General features: G+C 45.8%; 23 protein-coding genes. 11 read left to right on the top strand and 12 right to left on the bottom strand.

Annotated elements, in window-relative coordinates; genetic code table 11:
- Window positions 1-15 precede the first annotated feature (15 nt).
- Entirely contained in the window at window positions 16-573 is a 558-nt protein-coding gene (locus AB1K91_RS00390) for a TetR/AcrR family transcriptional regulator (RefSeq protein ID WP_413087360.1), read from the top strand.
- A gap of 148 nt (window positions 574-721) precedes the next feature.
- Here the strand turns inward: AB1K91_RS00390 and AB1K91_RS00395 are convergent, their stop codons facing one another.
- Window positions 722-871 (bottom strand): PAS domain-containing protein, encoded by a 150-nt coding sequence (locus AB1K91_RS00395; RefSeq protein ID WP_413087361.1) that lies wholly within the window; start codon window positions 869-871, stop codon window positions 722-724.
- A 211-nt stretch (window positions 872-1,082) separates the two neighbouring features.
- On the opposite strand from AB1K91_RS00395, the gene manA reads away from it, so the two are divergent.
- The 3 genes from manA to AB1K91_RS00410 all read left to right on the top strand — a co-directional run bounded on the left by manA (window position 1,083) and on the right by AB1K91_RS00410 (window position 4,566).
- A complete protein-coding gene (gene manA / locus AB1K91_RS00400) occupies window positions 1,083-2,036 on the top strand; it encodes a mannose-6-phosphate isomerase, class I (RefSeq protein WP_413087362.1) in 954 nt (317 codons plus the stop codon).
- A 131-nt stretch (window positions 2,037-2,167) separates the two neighbouring features.
- Entirely contained in the window at window positions 2,168-4,192 is a 2,025-nt protein-coding gene (locus tag AB1K91_RS00405; RefSeq protein ID WP_489686325.1) for a penicillin-binding transpeptidase domain-containing protein, read from the top strand.
- A gap of 107 nt (window positions 4,193-4,299) precedes the next feature.
- Complete coding sequence (locus AB1K91_RS00410) at window positions 4,300-4,566, top strand: DUF4190 domain-containing protein (RefSeq protein WP_413087363.1); 267 nt, start codon at window positions 4,300-4,302, stop codon at window positions 4,564-4,566.
- A gap of 15 nt (window positions 4,567-4,581) precedes the next feature.
- On the opposite strand, the gene AB1K91_RS00415 is transcribed toward AB1K91_RS00410, so the two are convergent.
- A complete protein-coding gene (locus AB1K91_RS00415) occupies window positions 4,582-6,066 on the bottom strand; it encodes an amino acid permease (protein WP_413087768.1) in 1,485 nt (494 codons plus the stop codon).
- 292 nt (window positions 6,067-6,358) lie between these two features.
- The gene (locus AB1K91_RS00420; RefSeq protein ID WP_413087364.1) at window positions 6,359-7,768 is read right to left on the bottom strand and encodes an amidase family protein; all 1,410 of its coding nucleotides are present in this window, start codon (window positions 7,766-7,768) and stop codon (window positions 6,359-6,361) included.
- 146 nt (window positions 7,769-7,914) lie between these two features.
- Between AB1K91_RS00420 and AB1K91_RS00425 the strand changes: the two genes are divergently transcribed.
- Window positions 7,915-8,355, top strand: coding sequence for a hypothetical protein (locus tag AB1K91_RS00425; RefSeq protein WP_413087365.1), 441 nt, complete (start codon window positions 7,915-7,917; stop codon window positions 8,353-8,355).
- Complete coding sequence (locus tag AB1K91_RS00430; protein WP_413087366.1) at window positions 8,342-9,703, top strand: amino acid permease; 1,362 nt, start codon at window positions 8,342-8,344, stop codon at window positions 9,701-9,703. Before AB1K91_RS00425 ends, AB1K91_RS00430 begins: the two co-directional genes overlap by 14 nt.
- Window positions 9,704-9,739: 36 nt before the next feature.
- On the opposite strand, the gene AB1K91_RS00435 is transcribed toward AB1K91_RS00430, so the two are convergent.
- Complete coding sequence (locus AB1K91_RS00435; protein WP_413087367.1) at window positions 9,740-10,417, bottom strand: ABC transporter ATP-binding protein; 678 nt, start codon at window positions 10,415-10,417, stop codon at window positions 9,740-9,742.
- A gap of 15 nt (window positions 10,418-10,432) precedes the next feature.
- Entirely contained in the window at window positions 10,433-11,911 is a 1,479-nt protein-coding gene (locus AB1K91_RS00440; RefSeq protein WP_413087368.1) for an ABC transporter permease, read from the bottom strand.
- Between the two features lie 204 nt (window positions 11,912-12,115).
- Between AB1K91_RS00440 and AB1K91_RS00445 the strand changes: the two genes are divergently transcribed.
- Together AB1K91_RS00445 and AB1K91_RS00450 are read left to right on the top strand one after the other, a co-directional pair.
- Window positions 12,116-12,793 carry a response regulator transcription factor gene (locus AB1K91_RS00445; protein WP_413087369.1) on the top strand — a complete coding sequence of 226 codons (678 nt, stop codon included), beginning with the start codon at window positions 12,116-12,118 and terminating at the stop codon, window positions 12,791-12,793.
- A gap of 14 nt (window positions 12,794-12,807) precedes the next feature.
- Window positions 12,808-14,220: a sensor histidine kinase gene (locus AB1K91_RS00450; protein ID WP_413087370.1), complete on the top strand. Its 1,413-nt coding sequence runs from the start codon at window positions 12,808-12,810 to the stop codon at window positions 14,218-14,220.
- Between the two features lie 22 nt (window positions 14,221-14,242).
- Here the strand turns inward: AB1K91_RS00450 and AB1K91_RS00455 are convergent, their stop codons facing one another.
- The 3 genes from AB1K91_RS00455 to AB1K91_RS00465 all read right to left on the bottom strand — a co-directional run bounded on the left by AB1K91_RS00455 (window position 14,243) and on the right by AB1K91_RS00465 (window position 17,955).
- On the bottom strand, window positions 14,243-16,666 hold the full coding sequence (locus AB1K91_RS00455) for an immune inhibitor A domain-containing protein (RefSeq protein WP_413087770.1): 2,424 nt from the start codon (window positions 16,664-16,666) through the stop codon (window positions 14,243-14,245).
- 466 nt (window positions 16,667-17,132) lie between these two features.
- Window positions 17,133-17,594 carry an 8-oxo-dGTP diphosphatase gene (locus AB1K91_RS00460; RefSeq protein ID WP_413087371.1) on the bottom strand — a complete coding sequence of 154 codons (462 nt, stop codon included), beginning with the start codon at window positions 17,592-17,594 and terminating at the stop codon, window positions 17,133-17,135.
- A gap of 1 nt (window position 17,595) precedes the next feature.
- Entirely contained in the window at window positions 17,596-17,955 is a 360-nt protein-coding gene (locus tag AB1K91_RS00465; RefSeq protein WP_413087372.1) for a Lin0512 family protein, read from the bottom strand.
- A 112-nt stretch (window positions 17,956-18,067) separates the two neighbouring features.
- On the opposite strand from AB1K91_RS00465, the gene AB1K91_RS00470 reads away from it, so the two are divergent.
- A complete protein-coding gene (locus tag AB1K91_RS00470; protein WP_413087373.1) occupies window positions 18,068-18,520 on the top strand; it encodes an NUDIX hydrolase in 453 nt (150 codons plus the stop codon).
- A gap of 40 nt (window positions 18,521-18,560) precedes the next feature.
- Here the strand turns inward: AB1K91_RS00470 and AB1K91_RS00475 are convergent, their stop codons facing one another.
- The 3 genes from AB1K91_RS00475 to AB1K91_RS00485 form a co-directional block, all read right to left on the bottom strand.
- Window positions 18,561-18,731: a hypothetical protein gene (locus tag AB1K91_RS00475; RefSeq protein WP_413087374.1), complete on the bottom strand. Its 171-nt coding sequence runs from the start codon at window positions 18,729-18,731 to the stop codon at window positions 18,561-18,563.
- Window positions 18,732-18,845: 114 nt separating this feature from the next.
- Window positions 18,846-19,124, bottom strand: coding sequence for a hypothetical protein (locus AB1K91_RS00480; RefSeq protein ID WP_413087375.1), 279 nt, complete (start codon window positions 19,122-19,124; stop codon window positions 18,846-18,848).
- Window positions 19,125-19,184: 60 nt separating this feature from the next.
- Window positions 19,185-20,198, bottom strand: a complete 1,014-nt coding sequence (locus AB1K91_RS00485) for a LacI family DNA-binding transcriptional regulator (RefSeq protein ID WP_413087376.1) — start codon at window positions 20,196-20,198, stop codon at window positions 19,185-19,187.
- A gap of 179 nt (window positions 20,199-20,377) precedes the next feature.
- Between AB1K91_RS00485 and AB1K91_RS00490 the strand changes: the two genes are divergently transcribed.
- Complete coding sequence (locus tag AB1K91_RS00490) at window positions 20,378-21,703, top strand: 6-phospho-beta-glucosidase (protein ID WP_413087377.1); 1,326 nt, start codon at window positions 20,378-20,380, stop codon at window positions 21,701-21,703.
- Between the two features lie 46 nt (window positions 21,704-21,749).
- Here AB1K91_RS00490 and AB1K91_RS00495 read toward each other — a convergent pair whose 3' ends face one another.
- Window positions 21,750-22,730 (bottom strand): LacI family DNA-binding transcriptional regulator, encoded by a 981-nt coding sequence (locus AB1K91_RS00495; protein WP_413087378.1) that lies wholly within the window; start codon window positions 22,728-22,730, stop codon window positions 21,750-21,752.
- 109 nt (window positions 22,731-22,839) lie between these two features.
- On the opposite strand from AB1K91_RS00495, the gene AB1K91_RS00500 reads away from it, so the two are divergent.
- Window positions 22,840-23,667, top strand: a complete 828-nt coding sequence (locus tag AB1K91_RS00500; protein ID WP_413087379.1) for an HAD-IIB family hydrolase — start codon at window positions 22,840-22,842, stop codon at window positions 23,665-23,667.
- The last annotated feature ends 78 nt before the right edge of the window (window positions 23,668-23,745 follow it).

Here is a 23,745-nt window from a genome sequence, read left to right on the forward strand (position 1 = left end):
AAGGGGTAGAGAACAATGATAGTAGATAAAAAAGAACGCATTATCGAGGCAGCGGCTATGTCATTTAGTCAATTCGGTTTCAAAGCGACAACAATGGCTTCTGTTGCCAAAATAGCCAAAGTAGCAAAGGGTACGATATATACGTTCTTTGACAGCAAAGAGTCATTGTTCTCGACTATCCTGGAACGGACAATGAAACAGCTGCGACTAGCAGCCGATGCAGCAATACAGGAGGAAGCGGCGTTTCATGAGAATATCCAGGCGATGCTCGATGCAATCCTGGGGTTCCGCGAAAGCCATCAGCTGCTGATCAAACTGAGTCAGGAAGCAAAGGAATTGGGCACAGTGGAAGTATTGGAGATTCTTACCCAAGTAGAGCGATTGATCCTTGATTACATCAAGACGGTCATCGTGAAAGAAAGGGCAAGAGGCGCAGTAACAAATCATGATCCCGAGCTTCTTGCGTTTCTTGTATATAAAACATATATTGCGCTCATTTCCGACTGGGAACGCCAGCATGAACCACTTCCGAAAGAAACGATAACGGAAATCATCAGAACACAAATCCATTAAGAAACCCGCTGCGTGATAGCAGCGGGTTTTTCAATGCTTCGCCTGGATTGATTCCAAAGCTTGCAGGACATTCGCTTTCCGTCTTTCCGATAGTTAAGCAATTCGACAATGATGGATTTTTCTTGATCGATTGCCTTCGGTACTTCACCTACATCTTTTTTTGACGTTTCTCTCCTTGCAGGAACCGGCAATTCTGACCGATAATTCCTTTAGTTTTGTAGCCTGTGATTTGCTCAACTGCTTTATTCGTGTAGATGACAGGGGTTATCTGGCAATGAGGGATCGGTGATGACGACACCGGCGCCTACCTAATCAATGACTTCACGAAAGAAGTCATCCTTCCTGTATAAAACGTCATTCTATGTAACTTCCTCTTTTGACGTTCTATTCCATAGGCTCTTGCATATTCATCCAACTTGTAAAAACAGACAATAATTATATGGTCAGCTTCAGGGAACTATTGGTAAAATACTAGTGGAATAAAGTGTTTGAAAGTGAGGAGAATCTTTATGTATAAACAGGAGCCCATCTTTTTGGAGCCTGCTCTGCAGGAACGTATCTGGGGAGGGACGAAACTGGCAGATGTATTCGGTTATCATTTGCCTTCCAATCAAACTGGCGAGGCATGGGTCATTTCTGCCCACCCGAACGGTCCGAGCAAAATCCGAAATGGTGAACTAGCTGGGAAAACATTGCTGGATGCATGGCAGGACCATAGGGAATTATTCGGGAAACATGAAAATGAGGACTATCCATTGCTTGTAAAGATCCTTGATGCTAAGACTGATTTGTCCGTGCAAGTGCATCCAGGTGATGACTATGCTCAAGAAGTGGAGAAAGAGCCGTATGGAAAAACGGAATGCTGGTATGTAGTGGATGCAGAGCCCGGAGCAGAAATTGTTTTCGGTCATCATGCACAAACAAAAGAACAACTAGAAGAGATGATAGACGAAGGAGAGTGGCATCAGCTGCTGCGACGGGTTCCGGTGAAGAAAGGTGATTTCGTTTATGTTCCGAGTGGTGCTATCCACGCGATCGGAGCTGGTATCGTCATCTTGGAAACACAGCAAAGCTCTGATATCACTTACCGCGTATATGACTATGACCGTAAAGATGATCAAGGGAATGAACGTGAGCTGCATTTGGATGCTGCAAAGGCAGTGTCGACTGTTCCACATGAAACAATCGAAACAAGGGAAGCTCCTATGAAGCTTGGGGCAAAAACAGAGCAGAAACTTGTCGAAAGCGAGTATTTCACCGTTTATCATTGGCAAATAGCAGGAGAAGCTGAATTAGAAACACCAGGATCATTCCTTCAAGTAAGCATCATTGAAGGAAGCGGTGAGATCGTACTTGAAGATCAGTCGTACCAACTTAATAAAGGTGATCATTTCGTGCTTCCGGTTCACATCAAGAAATTCACATTGAAAGGTCAGCTTGAAGCGATAGTTTCCCATGTATAAGAACGAGATGACATGTACTTTTTCGATAGCTTTCGTCTATTTCCTGGGAAATACTTGGTGAAACACTGCAAAGTTTTTCCTTCCCTATGCTATAATTGGTCCACAGTTCAAAGAGACAGGAAAGGTGAGCTATGAAACGATTAGCAGCAATGTTGTTTGTGGTTGGTATGGTATTCCTGCTTTCCGCTTGTTCGGATGATCAGTCAGCGAAGGATGGACTTGATCAATTTGTCGACAATTGGAATGCCCAGGATTTTGATAAAATGTACGATCAGCTGACCGAAGAATCGCAAAAAGAAATTTCCAAGGAGGATTTCACTAAACGGTATAAAGATATCTATGATCAGACTGGAGTATCTGATTTGAAGGTCACTGTAGGCGATGTGTCTGAGGACGATGAAAAATCAGATGCGGATACCCAGCAGCTGCCTTTGTCTGTCAGCATGCAGACAGTTGCCGGAAAAGTGGAATTTGATAAGGAAGCAGAGCTTGTCAAAGTCGATGGGGAAGACGGTGCGACTTGGAAGGTCAAATGGGATCCTTCCTACATCTTTGCCCAGCTAAATGACAACGAAAGTGTCCGTATAACATCAGTGGAGCCCGAACGCGGACGGATATTGGATACGAATGGGAAAGAACTGGCATTCAATGCAACTGTTCCGTCCGTCGGAATCGTTCCGGGTCAATTGGAATCAGACGGAAAGAGCCGGGATGAGACACTTGATCAAGTGGCAGAGACACTAGGGATTGAACGGGAAGAAATTGACGGCCTGCTGGAGCAGAGCTGGGTGACGGATGAAGTGGATGTCCCGATAAAAACATTGCGCCCTGATCAGCGTGACTTGGCTGATGAGGTCGGTCAACTTCCTGGTGTCCAAATCACGGACACTAGTTCAAGATTCTATCCACATGGAGAAGCTGCAGCACATTTGACTGGTTATGTGAAGAAGGTAGACGCAGAGTTCCTTGAGGAGGATGACAATGCTTCCAATTATGATGCTGACTCCTATGTTGGCTCGACAGGGTTGGAATCTGTCTATGAGGATCAGCTTCGAGGTACTATCGGTTGGAAGATCTATACGGTTTCCGAAACTAGCGATGAACAAGAAGTGATCGCCGAGACCGAGGTGCAGAATGGAGAAGATGTCGAGACGACAATCGATATCAACATGCAAGAGAAGATTTATAATCAGCTGAAGGACGATAGCGGAGCATCCGTAGCCCTCGATCCGAAATCAGGAGCTACTTTGGCATTGGTAAGTGTGCCATCCTATGATCCGAATAATTTCATTTTCGGCTGGGATGATGAGGAATATGAAAAACTATCCAATGATGAAAACAGTCCGTTCTCAGCTAAATTCAATAAAGCATATGCCCCGGGTTCCACCATCAAGCCGCTTACAGCTGCTATCGGATTGGAAAATGGCGTCATTACTCCAGATGAGAAGAAGCATATCGAAGGGCTCAAATGGGACAATGATGGCAAGTTCGGTAATTACAGTGTGACACGTGTTTCAGACCGCTTATCGGATGTCGACTTGAAGGATGCGTTGATTACATCTGATAACATTTACTTTGCGATGACTGCTGTGGATACAGGAGCGGAAAACTTCGAAAAAGGCCTGAAATCTTTCGGCTTTGATGAGGAGTTGGATTATGAGTTCCCGACATCGGCATCGTCCATTTCAAATGATGGCTTGGACAATGAGACGCTCCTCGCTGATTCCGGCTATGGCCAAGGGCAGGTGCTTATGTCTCCACTGCATTTGGCAGCAGCGTATACACCTTTCGTCAACGATGGTAACCTGATTAAGCCGACTTTGCTTAAGTCAAAAGCTGAAGAGCCGGTCGTATGGCATGAGGGTGTCTTGCCTAAAGAAGGTGCCGATGCGATTACTGAAGGGCTTCGCGGAGTTGTAGAAGACGAACGCGGATCGGCACATAATCCTGTAGTGGATGGTCTGACACTTGCAGGTAAAACTGGTACTGCGGAATTGAAGCAAAGCCAGGATGATGAGAATGGTACCGAAAATGGCTGGTTTGTTGCTTATGATTATGATAATCAAGATTTGCTGATCAGCATGATGGTAGAAGGCGTTCAAGATAAGGGCGGCAGCCATTATACCGTTGAAAAAGTAAAAAATGTATTCGAATGAGGCAAAGCGTGCGGAATTCCGTGCGCTTTTCCAAATTTAGAAAAATAATCCATAATGGCAAGAGATCGGATATATGGAACGGAAAATGGTAGGAAGGAGATCAAGATATGGAAGAAAAACGATATTCGCCATCCGGCACGTTGGCACTTGGCATTGTGACGATGTTTGTCCCAGTGATCGGAATCATATCAGGTATTCTGGCAATCATATTTGCAAATAAGAGTCTCAAAATAACAGAGGACACAGAAGCAATAAAGGCATTGTATCTCGGCGGAAGGGTATGTGCGATAATTGGATTGTGCTACCAGGGATTGATTACGATTTATATCATTTTTATATTCATCATAGCCTTATCGCCATTGTTTTATTATTAAAAAACAGCCTCGGAATCAGTCCGGGGCTGTTTCATGTTCAGGAGTTGTCAAATCGACATCCTCCAATTTATGCACTTTTGTTTTATATTTCACCTTATAGATAATCCGGCAGAGCAGGAAAATCGGGATGCCGATATAGGAAGCAACAAAACTGCCGATATCAAAGCCGTCTTCTGTAAAGGATGATACACTCTGCCCGACTACCACAATGATGCTCAATATAAGCGCGAACAATGGGGCGAAGGGGTAGAATTTCGCCGTGTATGGCAAATCCTTGATATCATAGCCCTGCGCTACATACGCTTTGCGGAAACGATAATGACTGATAGCAATTCCGATCCAAATGATGAATCCAGTCATACCGGCCACGTTCAACAGCCATGTGTAGACGATACCATTACCAAAGAAGGATGTGAGAAAGGCCGCACAGCCAACTGCTGCAGTACCGATCAAAGCATTGACAGGTACACCATTTTTATTCAATTTGCCAAGGAAGCGTGGGGCTTTTCCTTCTTTCGCCAGATTCCACAGCATTCTGGTGCTCGCATACATACCAGAGTTCCCAGCAGATAAGACTGCAGTCAGGATGACAGCATTCATCACAGATGCTGCAAAAGCGATACCGGCTTTTTCGAAGACAAGCGTGAATGGGCTCAGCTGTACATCTTCGCTTGCCAAGCTCTCTGTTGTATACGGAATGAGCATCCCGATGACGAAGATAGCCAGGATATAGAATAGCAGAATACGCCAGAAAACAGATCGAATCGCTTTTGGTATCGATATTTTCGGATTATCAGCTTCCCCGGCTGCAGCGCCAAGCAATTCCGTCCCTTGAAAGGAGAAACCGGCTGCCATGAATACGCCGATCAAAGCAAGAAAACCGCCGTTGAATGGAGCATCTTTTACGGTAAAGTTCGAAAAGCCAGGCGATTCCCCGCCTAAAATCCCGACTATCATCAATAGACCAACAATGATGAATATAATGACTGTAATGACCTTGATTAAGGCAAACCAATATTCAGATTCGCCGAAGCCTTTGACAGATATATAATTCAATAAGAACATGATGATCAAGCTGATTGCGCTCCAGATCCAGGATGGTGTATTCGGGAACCAGAAGTCCATGATCAATGTCACGGCAACCAACTCAGCTGCAATCGTCGACGCCCAGCTGAACCAATAGTTCCACCCAAGTGCAAAGCCAAGTGATTCATCAACAAATTTTGTTGCGTAAGTACTGAAGCTGCCGGATACAGGCATGAAGGCGGCCATCTCAGCCAGACTGGTCATCACGAAGAAGACCATGCAGCCGATGAGGGCATAAGCGAGCAGCGCTCCGCCAGGACCAGCTTGACTGATTGCACCGCCACTGGCAAGGAATAGACCGGTCCCGATGGTGCCTCCGAGGGAGATCATCCCTAAATGACGGGCTTTGAGCTTTCTTTGCAAGCCTGGAGCTGTGTTGTTTTGTTTGTTGCCCAATTCTTTCACCTCGTCTATAGTATGGCATGTTGTCGTGAACTTAACTAAAAAAGCCGTATCGGATATTCTTGCTCTATCCGAACGGCTTTTTTATACAACAGCATCATTCTAGAATAAATAAGATATCACAGCAGGAATATCCATTCCGTGCTCGTTCAAGCAGCTTTTCACCTGTTAACTAAGCAGAAGCTGCATGTCATTTTCATTGATCAATGATTGCCTATGCAAATCAATGAGTTCTTATGCAATTGAAAAACATCCCTAACTTTACTATACAAGGCGGGATATTTCAACTGTATTCTAGAATGGATTATTTTGGAGCTTTACGGTGCTTGGTGGCGCACTCGTAGCCATAGCCGATTTCTATTAAGGTAGATTCCTCAAAAGCACCAGCTGTAAACGTGATTCCGAATGGTTCGCCAGCCTCTGTGTATCCAGCCGGTACTGTAATCGAAGGGTATCCGGCCTTGGCTGCGATGTCGCATCCATAATAGCTAGGGAAAATGATCGCATCAAGTTCTGCATCTGACAAGACAGGATCCAGACCTTCCGTGCGGGATTCTCGTATGTCAGCTAAGCGATCCTGCAGATATTCTGCTTGTTTAAGCGTTCCATCTGTCTTTTCGGCAGCTTCAAGAATATCTTGACCGTGCACGAGTGCAGCCTCTGTGTTAATCCGGTTCCATTCCATTATCTCTTTCAAAGTATGAGCCGGAAGATGAGGTGATACGTTTCGCAAGTATCGGTTCACACCATGCTTGAATTCATGATACAGCACGCTTGATTCCCTGGTGATTTTCGGAACTTGCACATCGATAAGCTCTGCGCCTTGAGCCCGCAGTACTTTAAAGGCTTTTTCCATAAGCTCGCGTTTTTCAGGAGCCAGGCTATCCAAAGTGTGTCTATCTATACCAAGGCGCTTACCATGCAATCCTTCTTTTCGGAGTGATGCTGTATAATCCGGGAGAGCTGGAGCTGATAGCGTGGCAGGATCGGCTTCATCCGTGCCGGCAATCACTTGAAGCAGGATGGCCGCATCAGCTACAGATCTCGTCATTGGCCCTGCAGTATCCTGACTATGAGCAATCGGAATGATGCCGCTGCGGGATACAAGTCCCACAGTTGGCTTGATACCGACCAACGAATTGCTGCTGGAAGGGCTGAGGATAGAACCGCTTGTTTCTGTTCCGATACCTGCTGTGGCCAAATTATCGGCAATGGCAGCACCTGTTCCAGAGCTGGAGCCGCCAACATCGAAACTGCCATACGGATTTCGTACTTGACCGCCGCGGGCGCTGAAACCATTTGGCATTGGTTCTGACATGAAGTTGGCCCACTCTGTCATATTGGCCTTGCCCAGAATGATGGCACCAGCTTTACGCAGCTTTCCAACGATGAAGGCATCCTGTTTCGCGTAATTATCAGCAAGTACGAGGGTTCCAGCGCTTGTATGCATGCCATCTGCGGTATCTATGTTGTCTTTGACCAAAAGAGGAATACCATGAAGCGGTCCGCGTAGCTTTTCTGCTTTTCTTTCCCTATCCATTTGTTCAGCAAGGAATAATGCATCTGGATTAATCTCCAGGACACTGTTTGTACCGTCTTTGTTTGCTATACGCCCGAGATAAGCTTGAACTAGGTCAAAAGATGAAAGCTTGCCTGATGCTAGTTCAAACTGCAAGGATGAGATAGTTACTTCTTCCAACGGAAAATTATTCATAGACTGGATTCTCCCTCTTAAAATGTGCATGATAAAAAATCTTCTAAATTTGGACAAGTCAGACATTCTCATTGTACTAAATTTTGGGAGGCTTTGATTACTCAGGGACATATAAATATACAAAAGCAGATCGTAAGGATATTAAGTTGATAACAGCTGAGGTTTTGCAGAAGAATAGGATCATTCAATCTAACGTTGGTCACACTAGGAGTGCATCTTCGGATAAACGTGGCGCTGCACGGGATAAAAGGCTATTTTTGCAGCAAGACAGGGATGATCTGTTATCGAATCACTTTTATCAGTTATTTTGGATTTATGTGATTCATTACGTATTGAACCTTTTCATACAACTGGCTATTCATTTTCGATTTTACGGTTTATCTTTGTGTTCATTTGATATAGCATATGGAATAACCCATGCGCTTTCGGGCGTTGTGGTATTAATTTTACTATTATCTTTTCATTGCCCTGCTTCTGGATATTGTTGCTTTATACAGATTATTGCTTTCGGTCAGGAAAGAATGGAAGCAGACGAGAACAAGGAAAGAGTAATAGTTGGCAAGGGGCATAGACATGGCAAGAAATGATCGATCATCAAGTGAGTTACACAAAGGTTTAAAAAACCGCCATGTACAGATGATTGCGCTTGGCGGAGCAATAGGAACAGGTTTGTTCTATGGTTCTGCATCCTCAATCGGATTGGCGGGACCGGCAATCGCGCTTGCATATCTGATTGGCGGTATTATGATTTTCTTCATTATGCGGGCGCTCGGTGAGCTGTCTGTAGATACACCGAATTCTGGTTCTATCAGTTATTACGCCTATCGGAATCTAGGTGATTTTTTTGGATTCTTCTCAGGCTGGAATTATTGGTTCAATTATGTGGCAGTAAGCATGGCAGAACTGACGGTTGTCGGTATCTATGTCCAGTATTGGTTCCCGGGCATTCCGACTTGGGTGACAGCTTTCGGCTTCCTGATCTTGATTACATGCATCAATTTATTAAGTGTCAAACTGTATGGTGAGTTCGAGTTCTACTTTGCTATCATCAAAGTTGTCGCAATTATTGGGATGATTATCCTCGGCTTGCTTATCGTTTTCACTGGTATTGGAAATAATGGCGTTCCGACTGGCTTCTCCAATCTGTTTGATGAGGGGGGCTTCATGCCGAATGGTCCGACAGGTGTGGTCTTGTCACTAGTACTTGTCATGTTCAGTTTTGGCGGAGTTGAATTGATCGGTATTACAGCTGGTGAGGTAGATACACCGAAGAAGACGATACCAAAGGCAATCAATCAAGTTGTCTACCGGATATTGATATTCTACGTTGGTGCGCTGCTTGTCATCATGTCCGTCTTCCCATGGAATCAGATCGACGGTCAAAGCAGTCCTTTCGTGCAAATATTTGATGGCGTCGGTATTCCGGCTGCTGCAGGTATATTGAATGTTGTCGTCCTAACTGCCGCGGTTTCTGCGCATAACAGCAGTCTTTACAGTAATGGACGAATGCTGCATTCCTTGGCCAAGCAAGGGAATGCACCGAAATTCTTGGGCAAAGTCGGCAAACGGACAGGTGCTCCGGTGGCAGCGATTCTTGTATCCTCAGGAGTGGCAGCGATAGCTGTAATCGTAAACTTCCTGTTTCCCGAAAAAGTGTTCAGCTATCTGATGGCTATTGCAACGATTGCGGTTGTCATCAACTGGGCTATGATTGTTATTATTCATTTAGCATTCCGGAAACGTATCGGGAAAGAAGCAGCAAGTAAACTCTCTTTCAGACTACCACTTTATCCGATATCCAATTATCTGGTCATGTTATTCTTAATCGCTATAGTCGTCATTATGGCCTTCATTCCGGATTATCGTCTGGCACTGTTCATCTTGCCGGTATGGGTGATCATCATCTGTGTAGGTTATAAACTGAAACGGAAATGAAAAAAATGCGTATCCCATCAAGGATACGCATTTTTTTTAGACATGCTGCAGCATACGGAAGCTGCCGTTGGATAGCTGTATGTTTACATCTGATTGGGCTGCGATCTGGGGGTCATGAGTGACCATGATCACGCACTTGTTCTCTTGGTGGGCAAGATCGGTAAAGAGTTTCACGATTTCTTTGGATGTCTTGTCATCCAGGTTACCGGTCGGCTCATCCGCCACAATCAAATCAGTGTCGCAGCAGAAAGCCCGGGTGATGGCCACACGCTGCTGCTGCCCGCCGCTGAGTGTGAGGACACGCTGCTTGGCATGCTCCTCGGAGATACCGACTTTAGCCAGCATCTTTAAGATGTAGTCTTCCTGGTTTTCCGCTTTTTTACCTGTGATTGCCATGGCTGATGCAATGTTTTGATAGGCTGTCATATAAGGAATCAAGTTATATGATTGGAAGATGATGGAGACATAATCATGACGGAATTTGCCAAGCCCCATTTTACGAATTGATTTCCCGTCATATTCGATGTCACCTTCCTTCGGCTTGTCCAGCCCCCCTGCCAAAGACAGGAAGGTGGTTTTGCCCGATCCGGATGTACCGGTGATCGTATAGAATATATTTTTATGAAAATCGATATTCACATTTTGAAATAATGCATTTTCTTTATCCGTGTACCAATAGCCAACGTTTTTGAATGCCAATAATGGTGCCGTCATATATACCCCTGCTTTCTATTCTTGTTTCGTTAAAATATTTTTCGGCTGTAATCGTAAGATCGAAATCGATGGGATGAGTGCTGCAATGATCGCCACTGCCAATCCGATACCGCCTAGTATCAAGATATTTTCCCATGTCACGTTGATATTCAGACTGCTGATTGCTTCACTTGGCTGGCTGAATGCATCAGAGACAGCTTGTCCCGGGCCGCCTCCCATCGGACCGCCACCGCCGCCAGGTCCTTGCTGCATGGATGTGGATGCCGTTTCGGCAGAAGCAGTTGTTTGCTGATCCAATAGCTGATTTCCTAGTACGTTCGCGATCGGATTTCCGAAAAGGGAAGACAATCCGACTGCAACAATGGCAATTACAACGATTTCTGTAATGAACTGTCCTGCGAGCTTCCATTTCTTCTCTCCGATTGCCATCAGAACACCCATTTCATATTTACGTTCACGGATGGAGAGCATAACGATCAATGCGAGAATGATTGCACCGGCAATCGTCACAAGATAGACGATGTTCTTCGCAAAGGAAGCAACGTTTTCGATTGGTCCTACCATTTGCTGATAAAGGTCATCATTTGCGTCGAGTTCATACACGTCTAAATCGACGTCCGTTTTCTTAGCCGCGGCAAGGAATGCTTCGATGTTTTCGGCATCGTCCATTTGGTATGTGACGGACTCAACCGTATCCGTGTAGTCTTCGCCTTTAAGCGTATTAGCTGCTGTATACGGAACGTAAATCGTGTTATATGGATTCAGGAAGGAGAAGTTCATGGCTTGGTCGCTTCCCGCAGAACTTGTTTCGTAAATACCGACGATTTCTAGTTCTTGTGTTGTATCTTCATCATTGGATGAGCTGATTGTGATGGTATCACCGACAGCCAGGTCATTTTCCTCTGCGAGTGTCTGTTCGATGACAGCCACGTTGCTGCCAGCGTCTGATTCTTCGATACCGCGGCCATCCACGATTTCTGCTTCGCCATCACTGAAGCTTTCCGCTTCATCACTAGTCAGCGTGCCGTTTACAGTAAGGTCAGCTTGCACCATGCCGCCCCGGCCTTGATCACCGCCAGGAGCCTCCGCATTTTCTGATTCACTACTGTCATCAGTGGATGTGCTGCTTTCGATGATGTCGAAGTCCTCCGCATTGGCAGAAGCAGAAACGGTATAGTTGTAACTCTTCACATGTTCTAAAGCTGCGATAGACTCTGCATCATCCAGACTGATCGGTGTACTGGTGAACTGTGGCGGACCATCTGATTCGCTTTGCTCACTTTGCTGCTTCTCCATGGCAGCTTCCCGGTCGACTTGGAGCGTGACAGATCCTCCCAGTTCCTGTCTTGCCAATTCACTGGATGCTTTGGCTGCTGATTGAATCGTAAGCCCTGATAGGACGAATACACATATGACGGTGAAGATCACCAATTGTAATAAGGTCTTTCCTTTTTTAGCTTTCATACTCCAGAAAGCACGTTTCAAGAAATTCATCTTGCCATCTCCTTTACTTTTTCGGGGCATGCTATAATGCTTCTGAGCCACACCCGCTTTGGCTAATTGCTAGTATGGAGCCATGTGCTGAAGTGCACTTGAAAGCTAGCTGAAGATTTGCTGAAAGTGAAGAAATCAGGAATCTTCAGCTGGTTTTCAGGTAAATATTCCATAATAAAGAAAAATGAAAGAATGGATGACAGAATGGAAAATATCAAAGTATTGATCGTCGATGATGAACAGACTATTACGCAGTTCTTGATGCTAGGATTACAGAACGAAGGTTATATCGTCGAGACTGCTTCAGACGGCATGCAAGGAATCGCCAAAGCAGAGCAATTTGAGCCTCATATTGTCATATTGGATGTGATGATGCCGGGGATGGATGGTTTTGAGGTGTGCCGGATGCTGAAAAAGAAAGGGCGGAAGCTATCAATCATTATGCTGACTGCACGGGATCAAGTGGATGATCGTATCAGAGGTCTGAATGATGGGGCGGATGATTACCTCGTCAAACCGTTTAGTTTTGAAGAACTTCTGGCTAGAATGCAAGCGCGGATCCGAAATCAATTTCCGGAACTGGGCGAATCGCTGCAAGCTGGTCCAATACGGATCGATGATCGCCGCAAAGAAATTTACTTGGAGGAAGAGTTGCTGCAGCTTTCCCCGACAGAGTATGAGCTGCTCAAATACCTTGTGATGAATCAAGGGATTGTGCTAAGCAAGGCATTGATACTCGATAAAGTTTGGGGATATGGATTCAATGGGGAGGAGAATATCGTCGAAGTGTATATTCGCTCCTTGCGGGAAAAACTCCACGATAAAGACAGGCACCTCATCCGTACGATCAGGGGGGCAGGCTATCGCCTGGACGTCAAATGAAGCGATTAAGCCGGTTGAGACCGAGAACCTTAAATAAACAGATTGTGTCATTATCTTGTTTCATTTTAGCTATCATCCTTGTTGTTGTCGGTATCCTGCAATATTTTCTGATGAAGGATTTCCTATACCAGAATGAAGCAGATGCCATGCAATCCCAGCTGCATTCGCTGCCGCCGGCACTGCTTGAACAAGATGATGATATGCATCAGCCATTCCTGTTCGATCGCTCCCTGGCCAGAATCGATACATCGGGAAACTACACGGACTTATCAGAAGAAAATGGATTAGCCAGTCCCCGTTTGGATCTGGAGGAGCTGCGAAGTCACATAAATGGCAGAGAGGACAAATCAGCCCAATACGCTGTGACAGAGGATGAAGACGGCAAGGAGCAGCTTGTTGTCATTGTTGCTGATAGACGGTTCGGGGAGATAAATGGTTATTTGCAGGCCGGCACCGAAACAGCAGCGATCAATGATGTCATCAAAGGGCAGCTGCAGGTATTTTTCCTCCTGGCTATTGCGGCATTGATTGCTGGAATCCTGCTCTACACACGGGTGATCAAAAAAGCACTTGATCCGCTGCACAGAATCATCCGGAAAGTAGAGCGAACCAGTGCTGAGAATTTGTCCGAGCGTATGGAAGAAGAGACAAAGCAGATAGAAATCAAACGTCTGACAGATGCTTTCAATCAAATGGTGGAAAGGATCGATACCTCTTTCCAGTCGGAACGTGAAGCCAAAGAGCAAATGCAGCAGTTCATTGCAGACGCCTCGCATGAACTGCGGACCCCGCTCACCTCCATCCATGGATTTCTGGAGGTATTACTGAGAGGGGCAGCGGATAAACCGGAACAGCTTTATCCGGCGCTTGAGAGCATGCTCAAGGAATCGACCCGCATTAAGAAGCTGGTCGAGGATCTGCTCTTGTTAACAAAGCTGGATCAGGCCGAGGATATCAGACTGGAGCAAATGGAAGTGAGTGCTGTTTTGGAGGAAATGAAGCCGCATTTCAATATGCTCGCCGGCAGCAGGAAAGTACGGTTTTCGGTGGAAGAACACCTGGTGGTGGCAGCTGATAAAGACAAATTGAAGCAAGTGCTGCTGAATCTGTTTTATAATGCAGTGCAGCATACAGATCCCGAACATGGAGAAATAGAGCTAAGTCTTGTCAGTACAGATCAATCAGCCGAAATAGCTGTCAAAGATAACGGAACTGGTATACCAAAGACGCATTTACCATATGTATTTGACCGCTTCTACCGCAGTGACAGCTCGCGTACACGCAAGCAAGGCGGTGCCGGACTAGGCCTTTCCATCAGCCATTCGATCGTCAAAGCGCACCACGGTGCGATAGAAGTGAATAGTGAGGAAGGAAAAGGTACTGTATTCCGGGTGCTGATACCAAAAAGAGAAGGAACCCTTAAATGATGATGGGTTCCTTCTCTTTTTATCAGTCTTCGCGGGAGATTTCAATTTTACCAACTGAACCATCTTTGCTGTCGGCTTTGACTTCGAACTCAATTCCGTATTCCGGAACTTTGCGCCCGGCATCTGGAAGTGCTTTGTTCAAGTAATTGTTATCATCCTCGAATTCATCATAGTTCTTCGTATGGTTATCTTTCAGTGTCAGGCCATTCGTTGCTCGGTAATCGAGGAACATCTTCTCGGACTTGTCTTTGCTGAAAGCGGCGTCGTGGATTTGGTAACGCGTGGATGCAACTGATTTATCGCTCCAATACAGCGCCTTCTGATCAGCATCGACTACGCCGAGGAAGCCTTCGCCTGGATGCGTACCGGTCCAGTTATCATCAAAGGAGTTATCGACGTACCAAACGAGAAGACCGGTGTTGTAACTCATCAAGCTGTCACCACGGCGGATACGGTCTAGGCCGATGTCGACACCATTATGTGTGCGCCATTCGAGCAAGTAGTAGTGCTCGGATAGGGAAACACCTTTATCCTGTGCGAATCCACCCAGCTCAAATGCACTGTCGCTTTCAGCATCGTCGGTAAGAACAGAGCTGCCATCAGCTGTCACTTGGATATCATCCACATAGAATCCGGCATTCGACACTGCAACGTCTGTCCAGTAGTTCAAGGACAGCTCGATTTCCTGGCCGGCATAGGCACTCAAATCGAAGGTAGCATCCACCCAGTCATCGGATGTACCAGTGATACCATCACCTGGGTTTTGTTCGTTCGGGTTATCCGTTGTCGTGATGGAACCAGGAATGGTTTCTCCATTCACCTTGACAGAAGCATAGTCCCAATCCTGTTCGATGTCATACCATGTTTTGAATGTCAGTTCGGCTGAAGAGGCATCAGTCAGATCCAAGGTTGCTGTCATGCTGTTATCAAGGTCATTTCCTTTACCGCCAAAGTAAGCGTATGTGCCGCTGGCAGGGTTGGTGACTTCCGTTTCCTTATCCGGCAGGTTTACACGAATCACATCGTTATTCGTACCTTTTGTCACGGCTTCATCCAACAGCAATTCGACACCGTCGTCATCCAAATCTTCCGCCTCGATTGTCGTTCCGCTCAGCCAATTGCCGCCATGGGCATTTTGCAAATACTCTTTTGCATAGGCACTGAAACCAGACGGTTCTGTTCCAGGTACATCACCAGCCCAGCTTCCGCTTGCCATGATGGACCAATAAGCTACTGCTTCTCCTTGGCCGGTGTAGTTTGTATCATATTCATCCGGCAAGCCTAGATCATGGCCGTATTCATGTGCGAATACCCCCATGGCCCCGTCTTCCGGTTCGATTGTGTAGTCATAAGCGGCAAGCTGTCCGTCAAAACGGTCACTTGTGGAGCTTCCCCCAGGTACTGCAACGAGTCCGCCAAGATTCCATCGATGAGACCAAATGGCATCGGCACCGAGGCTTCCACCGCCAGCTTCTTCTCCGACTCCGGCATGGATGACCATCAAGTGATCGATGATACCATCCGGTTCATTGTAGACACCATCACCGTCATAGTCATCACGATCCCACTGATCGTATTCGCTCAAGTCGATATTCGGGTCTTCTCCAGCTTTGGTCAGAGCTTCATACACCAATTCCCTCGCTGCAGCATCACTGCCGTCCGGAGCAGGATCATTGGCGCCATAGTAAGCGGCTGGGTGGTCTGCTGTATACCATCCGGCAATCTCGCCATCAACGGTATAGCTTCCGCCGGACTGCTCCTCATAGTACTGCTTCATGGAAGTGAATTCTTGACCATCCGGGCCAGTATAGCCATCCTCACCGAAAATCATATTCTGGTAGTGATCATGTGTGTAATCCTCATACCACATGTCGGTTTCTTCCGGTGTGATCGAGCTGTTTTGGTAATCAGGGAAGTCGATCGCAAGGACAAGTACTTTATCTTCGCGTACTTCGCCTTCATACTTCTCTTCCTTCACATTATCGACCTTTTTGTCCTTTTTCTTATCTTTTCCTTTACCTTTGCCTTTTTTCAATGCTTCTTGCTTCTGGGATTTGTTTGCTGCATTGTCGGCATTGCTGTTAGGTTTGTCGGTGTCACTTACGACTTTCTCATCAATTGCAGCTTCTTCCAACTCTTCTGGCAGAGGTTGTTTAGCAGCTTCTGCACTTTTTTCTTCCCGTTCCTTGAGATAAGCATTCAATGCTTCCTGAGCTTCCGCTTCGGTAGCATCTTGACTGATTTTTCCTTCTTCCTTGAGTAATTCAATCAATTTATCTTCGTTGGCGATTGCGCTATCGAAAGGTGCACCGCCTTGTGAGGCTTTCGGTGAGTACGTCACGGCTGATGCTTTCTCAGTGGACGCTTCAGCTTGGGCTTCCTGCGCTGGCGCAAATGATAATGTAAAAGTGCTGAATCCGATAACGGCTGCCATCGCAGAAGCCATCCATTTATTCTTCTTCAAGCAAGTCACTCTCCCTGTGCTAATAGTTTAAATAGTCGGAAAACAAATAGCGTATGTAGGTAAAGTTTTCCTTAAAGGGTAGTATAGCGACTAGACTGCTAGATTTACAATGGTACTTTGGGAGGAAGAAGATTAATTATCCCTTGAAATGGTGCGGTTTTTGGGAGATGTGTTCACACAATCCGACAAGTTCAGCTTGGAAGTTGGGAAACTGCAGCAGGGAAAATAGTGCAGAATTATGGGAAATTGTAAAAGGGTGTAGGAAGTTGGGAAAGTAAGGACTGAACGTGAAATAATGGATTATTACAAAAATAAGTGAATATACCTATCTATTAAACTAGATTTAAAGCAATTCCATCACATGAATTATAATTTTATATCGGAATAGATAAAGAGGTACCTTCATTGCCATTTATAATACAAAAGGAAGCCGACAGCTTCCTTCTGTTCATGTACGCAGGATTTCTTCTTCATAATCAGAGGCTTCCGACTCGTTATGCAGATAGAGTTCGAATGTCCCTCTTTGGAAGAATAACGGAAAGACAGTTCGGACGACATCTTGCATGGGCAGTCCCATTGCTTCCGTCTTATTGAACCAGGAGGGATTGCCTTCTCTTGAATCGGTCAAAAGCGTGCCGGAGAAAGAGTTTGTTACATAATAGAATATCAAATAACGGACATTCCGCTCATCATTCACGTAATGCTGGACACCTTTATACTCGAGATCCCAGACGTCCAGTCCTGTTTCTTCCTTCACTTCCCGGATGGCGCTTGCAGTGAGACTTTCCGGGAAATCGACCTTTCCGCCTGGCGGGATGAAGCCACTGAAGTCATCGTGCTGGCGGTTCAGCAGAAGCACTTGATCTTCCTTATGCACCATCACCATATTATAGATTTTATGCTCGATCATCTCAGTAGCCTGTCTCGACAGATGCATTCACGATATACATCATATCGTTCTTATCATTTTTCTCCTCCAAATAGATGGCGCTGGATGTCAGCATTCCCCCATCGATCACTTCTACCGTCACAGTACCGTATGGAATCCTTGCCCTCACCTGCTCGACATCCAATTTGTCCTTGTCTGCAGGAACGGCCAAGCGGACATTCACTTTCATATTGTGCAAGTCATTTTCCGGCAGGACGCTTGCGATGCCTGGCATGGAATTTGTGTGAATAGCATTGACTACTGCACGTACCGCTGCTTTTGTGACGTCCTGACCGTGGACATCGACACCGAAGCCGGTTTGGATGAACATGATTTTTTCCATATGATCACTCCTAGTTCGTTCTGATATATTTACTGTATCATACTAGGATAAAAGAATTCTATCAGCCGTATGGAAAATTTGGTAAACTGGTTGAAAGAAAGGGGATATGCCCGTGGGTTATGTAGAGAATCTTCGTAAATATGTCGGCCATCAGCCTGTCATCTTGGTGGGAGCATTATGTCTGCTTCTGGATGAAAAACAGCATATCCTGTTACAGAAGCGAATCCATCCGCCTGAAACATGGGGTTTGCCTGGTGGCCTGATGGAATTGGGGGAATCAGCTGAACAAACCGCTGCCAGGGAAGTCCTTGAGGAAACAGGTCTGACGGTTGAGGATCTGCAGCTGGTTGATGTTTATTCCGGTAAAGATAATTTCGCCGTTGCTGCCAATGGTGATGAATTTTACAATGTGACGATCGTGTATCGGACGGATCGTTTTAAGGGAGAGCTGATGCGCGATGAAGCAGAATCTATGCAGTTGGCCTTTTTCCCGCTTGATGGACTGCCGGAAAAGATGGTCGGGAGTCACCGCCGTTTTATAAAAGACTTCAGTGAAAAGGAGTAGCTTGGCAGCTATTCCTTTTCTGTCTCTTGTGTTCAGTACGTTATCCATCTGATCCGGTTGCGTCAGGAACTTCAAGTGAACCGGATGTGCTGCCTTCTCTTAAAGTAATGTCTTGTAAAGCGGCGTAAGAGATGTCATTCGGTTCTGTGGTGTCGATTACAACATCCGTGTCGATCTCAAGCTTTGGGGTAGGTTCCCTTTTCAGACTCACCGCTGCCTACTCCTTGGACTGGATTGGCAGGCAGTAAAAAGATAGGGATTTGGAAAGATCGCTTGGAAAACAGCTCCTTTAAGTGGTTATGAAGTCATTTCCGGTAGCAACAGCTCAAGGCATCGAGGCAACCGTATAATCAATCAGAACAGAAACGACTGCGAGCAGTATACTCAGTATGGTGGCTAAGCCTAATAGCCGATCACTGTTACCAATGCTGTTCCCACTCTGCCGCAATCGTAAAATGAAGATAGCTGCACCGAGTGCCACCGAACTTCCCCAAATTGTACACCCCGTTTTGGTGGAAAGTTGTTCCCACGCAATCAACCAGATAATGAATATACCTAGTTGGATGGCACAAATCGTAAAATTGATAGCCTTTCTTAGCGTCATCGTATTCATTCCTCCATGCCACTATCCTAGCACGCGGAACGATTATACATATAGAACTTTTTAATGCCCCCTTCCTATCTGCACTGGTTTCACACCTCGGGCAGTGGATTGGCGTTCAGTCAGGGAGAAGGAAAGGTCGGCTGCTGTATAAGGTGTTGCGGTCAGCTCCGCATACATGCGGCGAAATGCCTCTGCTCCCATCTGTTTAAGGGGATTGCGTACATGTGTCAGCTCCATCAGTCCGGCAATATCACTTTGGTCGGATTCAAAGCCGACTAATCCCAGTTCATCGGGAATGCTGATTCCTTTTGTTCGTGCTTGGGCTGCCATGCCAGCTGCAACATAATCGCTGGCATGGATTACCGCATCGGGCATTTCTTTACCAGTCAACAGTTTCTGCAAAGCTTTGCGTCCGTCATCGACTGTGAACGTCTCATCCAGGATCCAATCGGGATGGACGGGCAGCCTATGCTTTTGCAAAATATCCTCGAATGCCTTCTTTCGTTCCAGACTGTTTCTGCTTTCTGCTCTTCCTATTGTGCAGGCAATACGGGTATAGCCTTTTTCTATCAAATGCTCGAGGCCGAGCTGGAACCCTTCATAATGATTCATATAAATGGATTGGATTTTGGGATGCTGCAGCGGTTCGCACGTCATGATCGGGCCGTACTTCGTATAGGCAGCAACTTTTTTCCAGCCTATTCCGCAGCGCAGGACTATAAGCCCGTCAAGTTTCTTTTGACGCAGCATTTCCAGTGCCTGTAGTTCCTGATCCGGTTTCTCATTTGTTTGATACAGCAGGGTTTGATACTGGCAGGAGGTGCCAGCTTCGGCAATACCTTGGACGATTTGCATGAAATAGTGACTGATGGAAGGCGAAACGACGCCGATTGTATTCGTCCTGCCTTTTTTCAGCTGCACGGCATTGCTGTTCTGGATATAGTCCAGCTCATCAATGATTTGCTGAACCTTTCGCCGAGTATCTTCATGGACATGAGGATGTTGATTGAGGACACGTGAAACAGTGCTGCGGGAAACGCCAGCCATCTGTGCAATCTGCTTGATATTGCTCATGTACATCACCTCTTTGGAAATCGCTTTCTTACCTTTATTTTAGCGGAATTTGAACGTTTTGTAAGCTTTGGACGACCTGTTTACAAATTCCTTACGATTTTGTGCTTGACCTGGGATGCATTCCAGCAATTAAGCTATGGTTGTAGATCTAAAACGTAACCATATAGGAGGCTTTTATCATGGGAAAATTGAAGATCGTAACAATCGGCGGCGGGTCAAGCTACACACCGGAAATCGTGGAAGGGTTCATCAAACGCTATGATGAATTGCCAATTACAGAGCTTTGGCTCGTGGATGTGGAAGCAGGGAAAGAAAAGCTTGAAATCGTAGGGAATATGGCAAAACGCATGGTCGAAAAAGCTGGCTTGCCGATCGATGTGCATTTGACATTGAATCGCCGGGAAGCCTTGAAGGATGCAGATTTCGTTACGACACAATTCCGTGTCGGCCTTTTGGATGCACGGGCGAAGGACGAACGGATTCCATTGAAATATAACGTCATCGGACAGGAAACAAACGGACCAGGTGGTCTATTCAAAGGTTTGCGGACAATCCCGGTCATCTTGGATATCTGTAAAGACATGGAGGAGCTTTGCCCGAATGCATGGCTCGTCAACTTCACGAACCCAGCTGGTATGGTAACGGAAGCTGTGCTTCGTTATTCCAATATCAAAAATGTCGTCGGTTTGTGTAATGTGCCGATCAAAATGAAGATGGAAATAGCAGAGCTGCTCGGTGCTGATGCGGACCGTGTACATGTGGACTTTGCAGGATTGAATCATATGGTATTTGGCCTGAACGTCTATTTGGACGGTGAAAACGTGACAGAGACAGTCTTGGATAAAATGACAAGCGATGATAACGAAATGACGATGGAAAACATCAAGTTCTTCAGCTGGGAACCTGGTTTCATCAAAGGCTTGAAGGCCATTCCTTGTCCTTATCATCGTTATTATTACCAGACTTCCAAAATGCTTGAAGCTGAGCTTGAATCAGCAGATGCGGAAGGTACACGCGCTGAGGTCGTTCAAGGCGTAGAGCGTGATTTGTTCGAGCTTTACAAGGATCCTAATCTGGCACATAAACCAGAGCAGCTTTCCAAACGCGGCGGTGCATACTACAGCGATGCTGCCTGCAGCCTGATCAACTCCATCTACAATGACAAACGCGATATCCAGACAGTGAACACAATCAATAACGGGGCTATCCAAAGCATCCCGAACGATTCTGCCATCGAAATCAACTGTGTCATTACAAAAGAAGGTCCAAAACCGATCGGAATCGGCGATCTGCCAGTTCCAGTACGAGGTCTCGTACAGCAAATCAAATCATTCGAACGTGTCGGTGCAGAAGCGGCTGTAACAGGTGATTATAATACCGCTTTGCTAGCGATGACAATCAACCCGCTTGTACCTTCGGATGAAATCGCGAAAAATTTGGTCGATGACCTGTTGGAAGCGCATAAAGAGCATTTGCCGCAGTTTTTCAATAAAGTAAAAGCCTAATAAGAAGACCCGCGACGCACAAAAGTGAGCGTAACGCGGGTCTTTCTTATGTGGAATGCCTCTGTACAATATATCCCTTCCATAGTAAACGTTTGGTCGCATATGTATTACCATTTAGCTGCAAGTCTAATTGCGCAGCAGTTTCTTCTGCCATAGCAGCAACTTCATTATCATAAGTGGTCAGCGGTGGATCGGTAATCCGGGAAATAGGATGGTTATCAAACCCGGTGACTGCGCACTTTTCGGGTACAGAAATTTGATGCAGCTTGGCAGCATGCAAAATACCTGCCGCAACGAAATCACTCCCGGCAAAAATACCATCTATCAGCGATTGGTTATTGCGAAATAACTCGGTTCCTAAACGAATACCATCCTCAATCGTCACCATTGCTTCTATGCGTTTTGCGCCTTCTGCTAAATTTTTCTCAGCTAATGCTTTTAGAAAACCTTTATACCTAGCTTCTTGGGATGGAGAAATTTGGTCGAGGCAGAATAAAAGACGTTTCTTGCCTGTTTGCAGCATATGCATGGTCAATTTGTAGGCGGCACTCTCTTCGTCCAGGCTGCATACAGTCGTATCAATTTCATATTTCTCATTGCAAATAAGTATGGGACCATTTTCTAGGCAATGGGCCAAAATGGAAGCTTCCAGTGCTGATGACGTTAGGATTATACCATCCAACTCACGCTGTTTTAGCTTAGCGAATACATCCAATTCGCGCTTTTTATCACCGAATGTTTGAAAGATAACGGGTTTCCATCCTTTTGCTGCACAGGCATTCGATAATGATTGGACGAGTGATGCGAAATAAGGGTGATCGACTTGGGGTGTGATTATGCCTACGGCAGAGGTCTTGCGCTTACGAAATTGAACAGCCAGATTGTTTGGGGTGAATCCGGTTTCCTCGATAGCAGAAAGGACCTTCTGCCGCTTTTGTTCAGACACATAAGGATGCCCGTTCAATACGCGGGAGACAGTACTTTTGGAAACGCCGCATTGCCTTGCGATATCGTTGATGGTACGCATTCAACCAGCTCCTAGGACTTTAAATGTAGCTATATCATAGCATATCTGTTTTTCTTGTTGACTTGGGAACGTTCCCATCTTTTATGGTAGCCAAGGAGGTGATTGAATAATGTATACAAAAAGATGCTTTGCCAGTACCGATAGCACCAAGGCGCTTATTTGTTTTGATTTTGATGAAACTTATTTTCCTCATGCGTGCGAGGATGGGCAGTTGAAGGATTTGCATGCTATGGAACTCTATCTCAATCGAATTGCCAGGCAGCATCATGTGAAGATAGCTTGGGTCACTGGAAGTGATTGTGCAGCCCTGGCTGATAAAATGGAACGTGCGCATCTGACTTATATGCCCCACTTCATTGCAGCTAATCTGGGAACGGAACTGTACCAGATAACAGCCGATGGAGAACTCAAGGAGATATACGATTGGAGACGACTTTTACCTATTCAAGAAGAATTCAATCAACTCGTGGATGGACTGATTCATCAGCTTTCCCTGGATGGGACAGCGTTACAACCACAGACATCGCATGGGCAGAGTGCGTACAAAAAGAACTTCTATTACTTTCCCGATGGGGATGATATGACTGGTGTAATGGGTAGATTAAGACGTGCAGCTGCTGCAGCTAAGATAGGATTGAATGTGAATGCGTGCAATCCGCGGGCAGGGGATCCGAACGGGGCATATGATGTTGATTTCATTCCACTGAGAACCGGAAAACGGGCTGCTGTTCAGTTCTTAGCAAATTACTGCAAGGTGGAACCTGCCCAGATCTATGCTTTTGGAGATAGTGGGAATGACCTCGAAATGCTGCAATATGCGGGACATGGGTTCCTTGTTGCCAATGCAACAGAGGAGGCAAAACAGAAGCATAGTCAGATGTGCAGAACCCCTTATGCAGCTGGTATTCAATCAACACTGAAGCATTTCTTTTCTTAATGAGGGCTAATATAATTTAAAGATTTGCCTTAAAAGCAATTGGGAGTCATTTAGTCATCCGGAAAACTGATACTATGC

This window comes from Terribacillus jepli, assembly GCF_047228925.1.
In the GTDB taxonomy this organism is placed as follows: domain Bacteria; phylum Bacillota; class Bacilli; order Bacillales; family Amphibacillaceae; genus Terribacillus.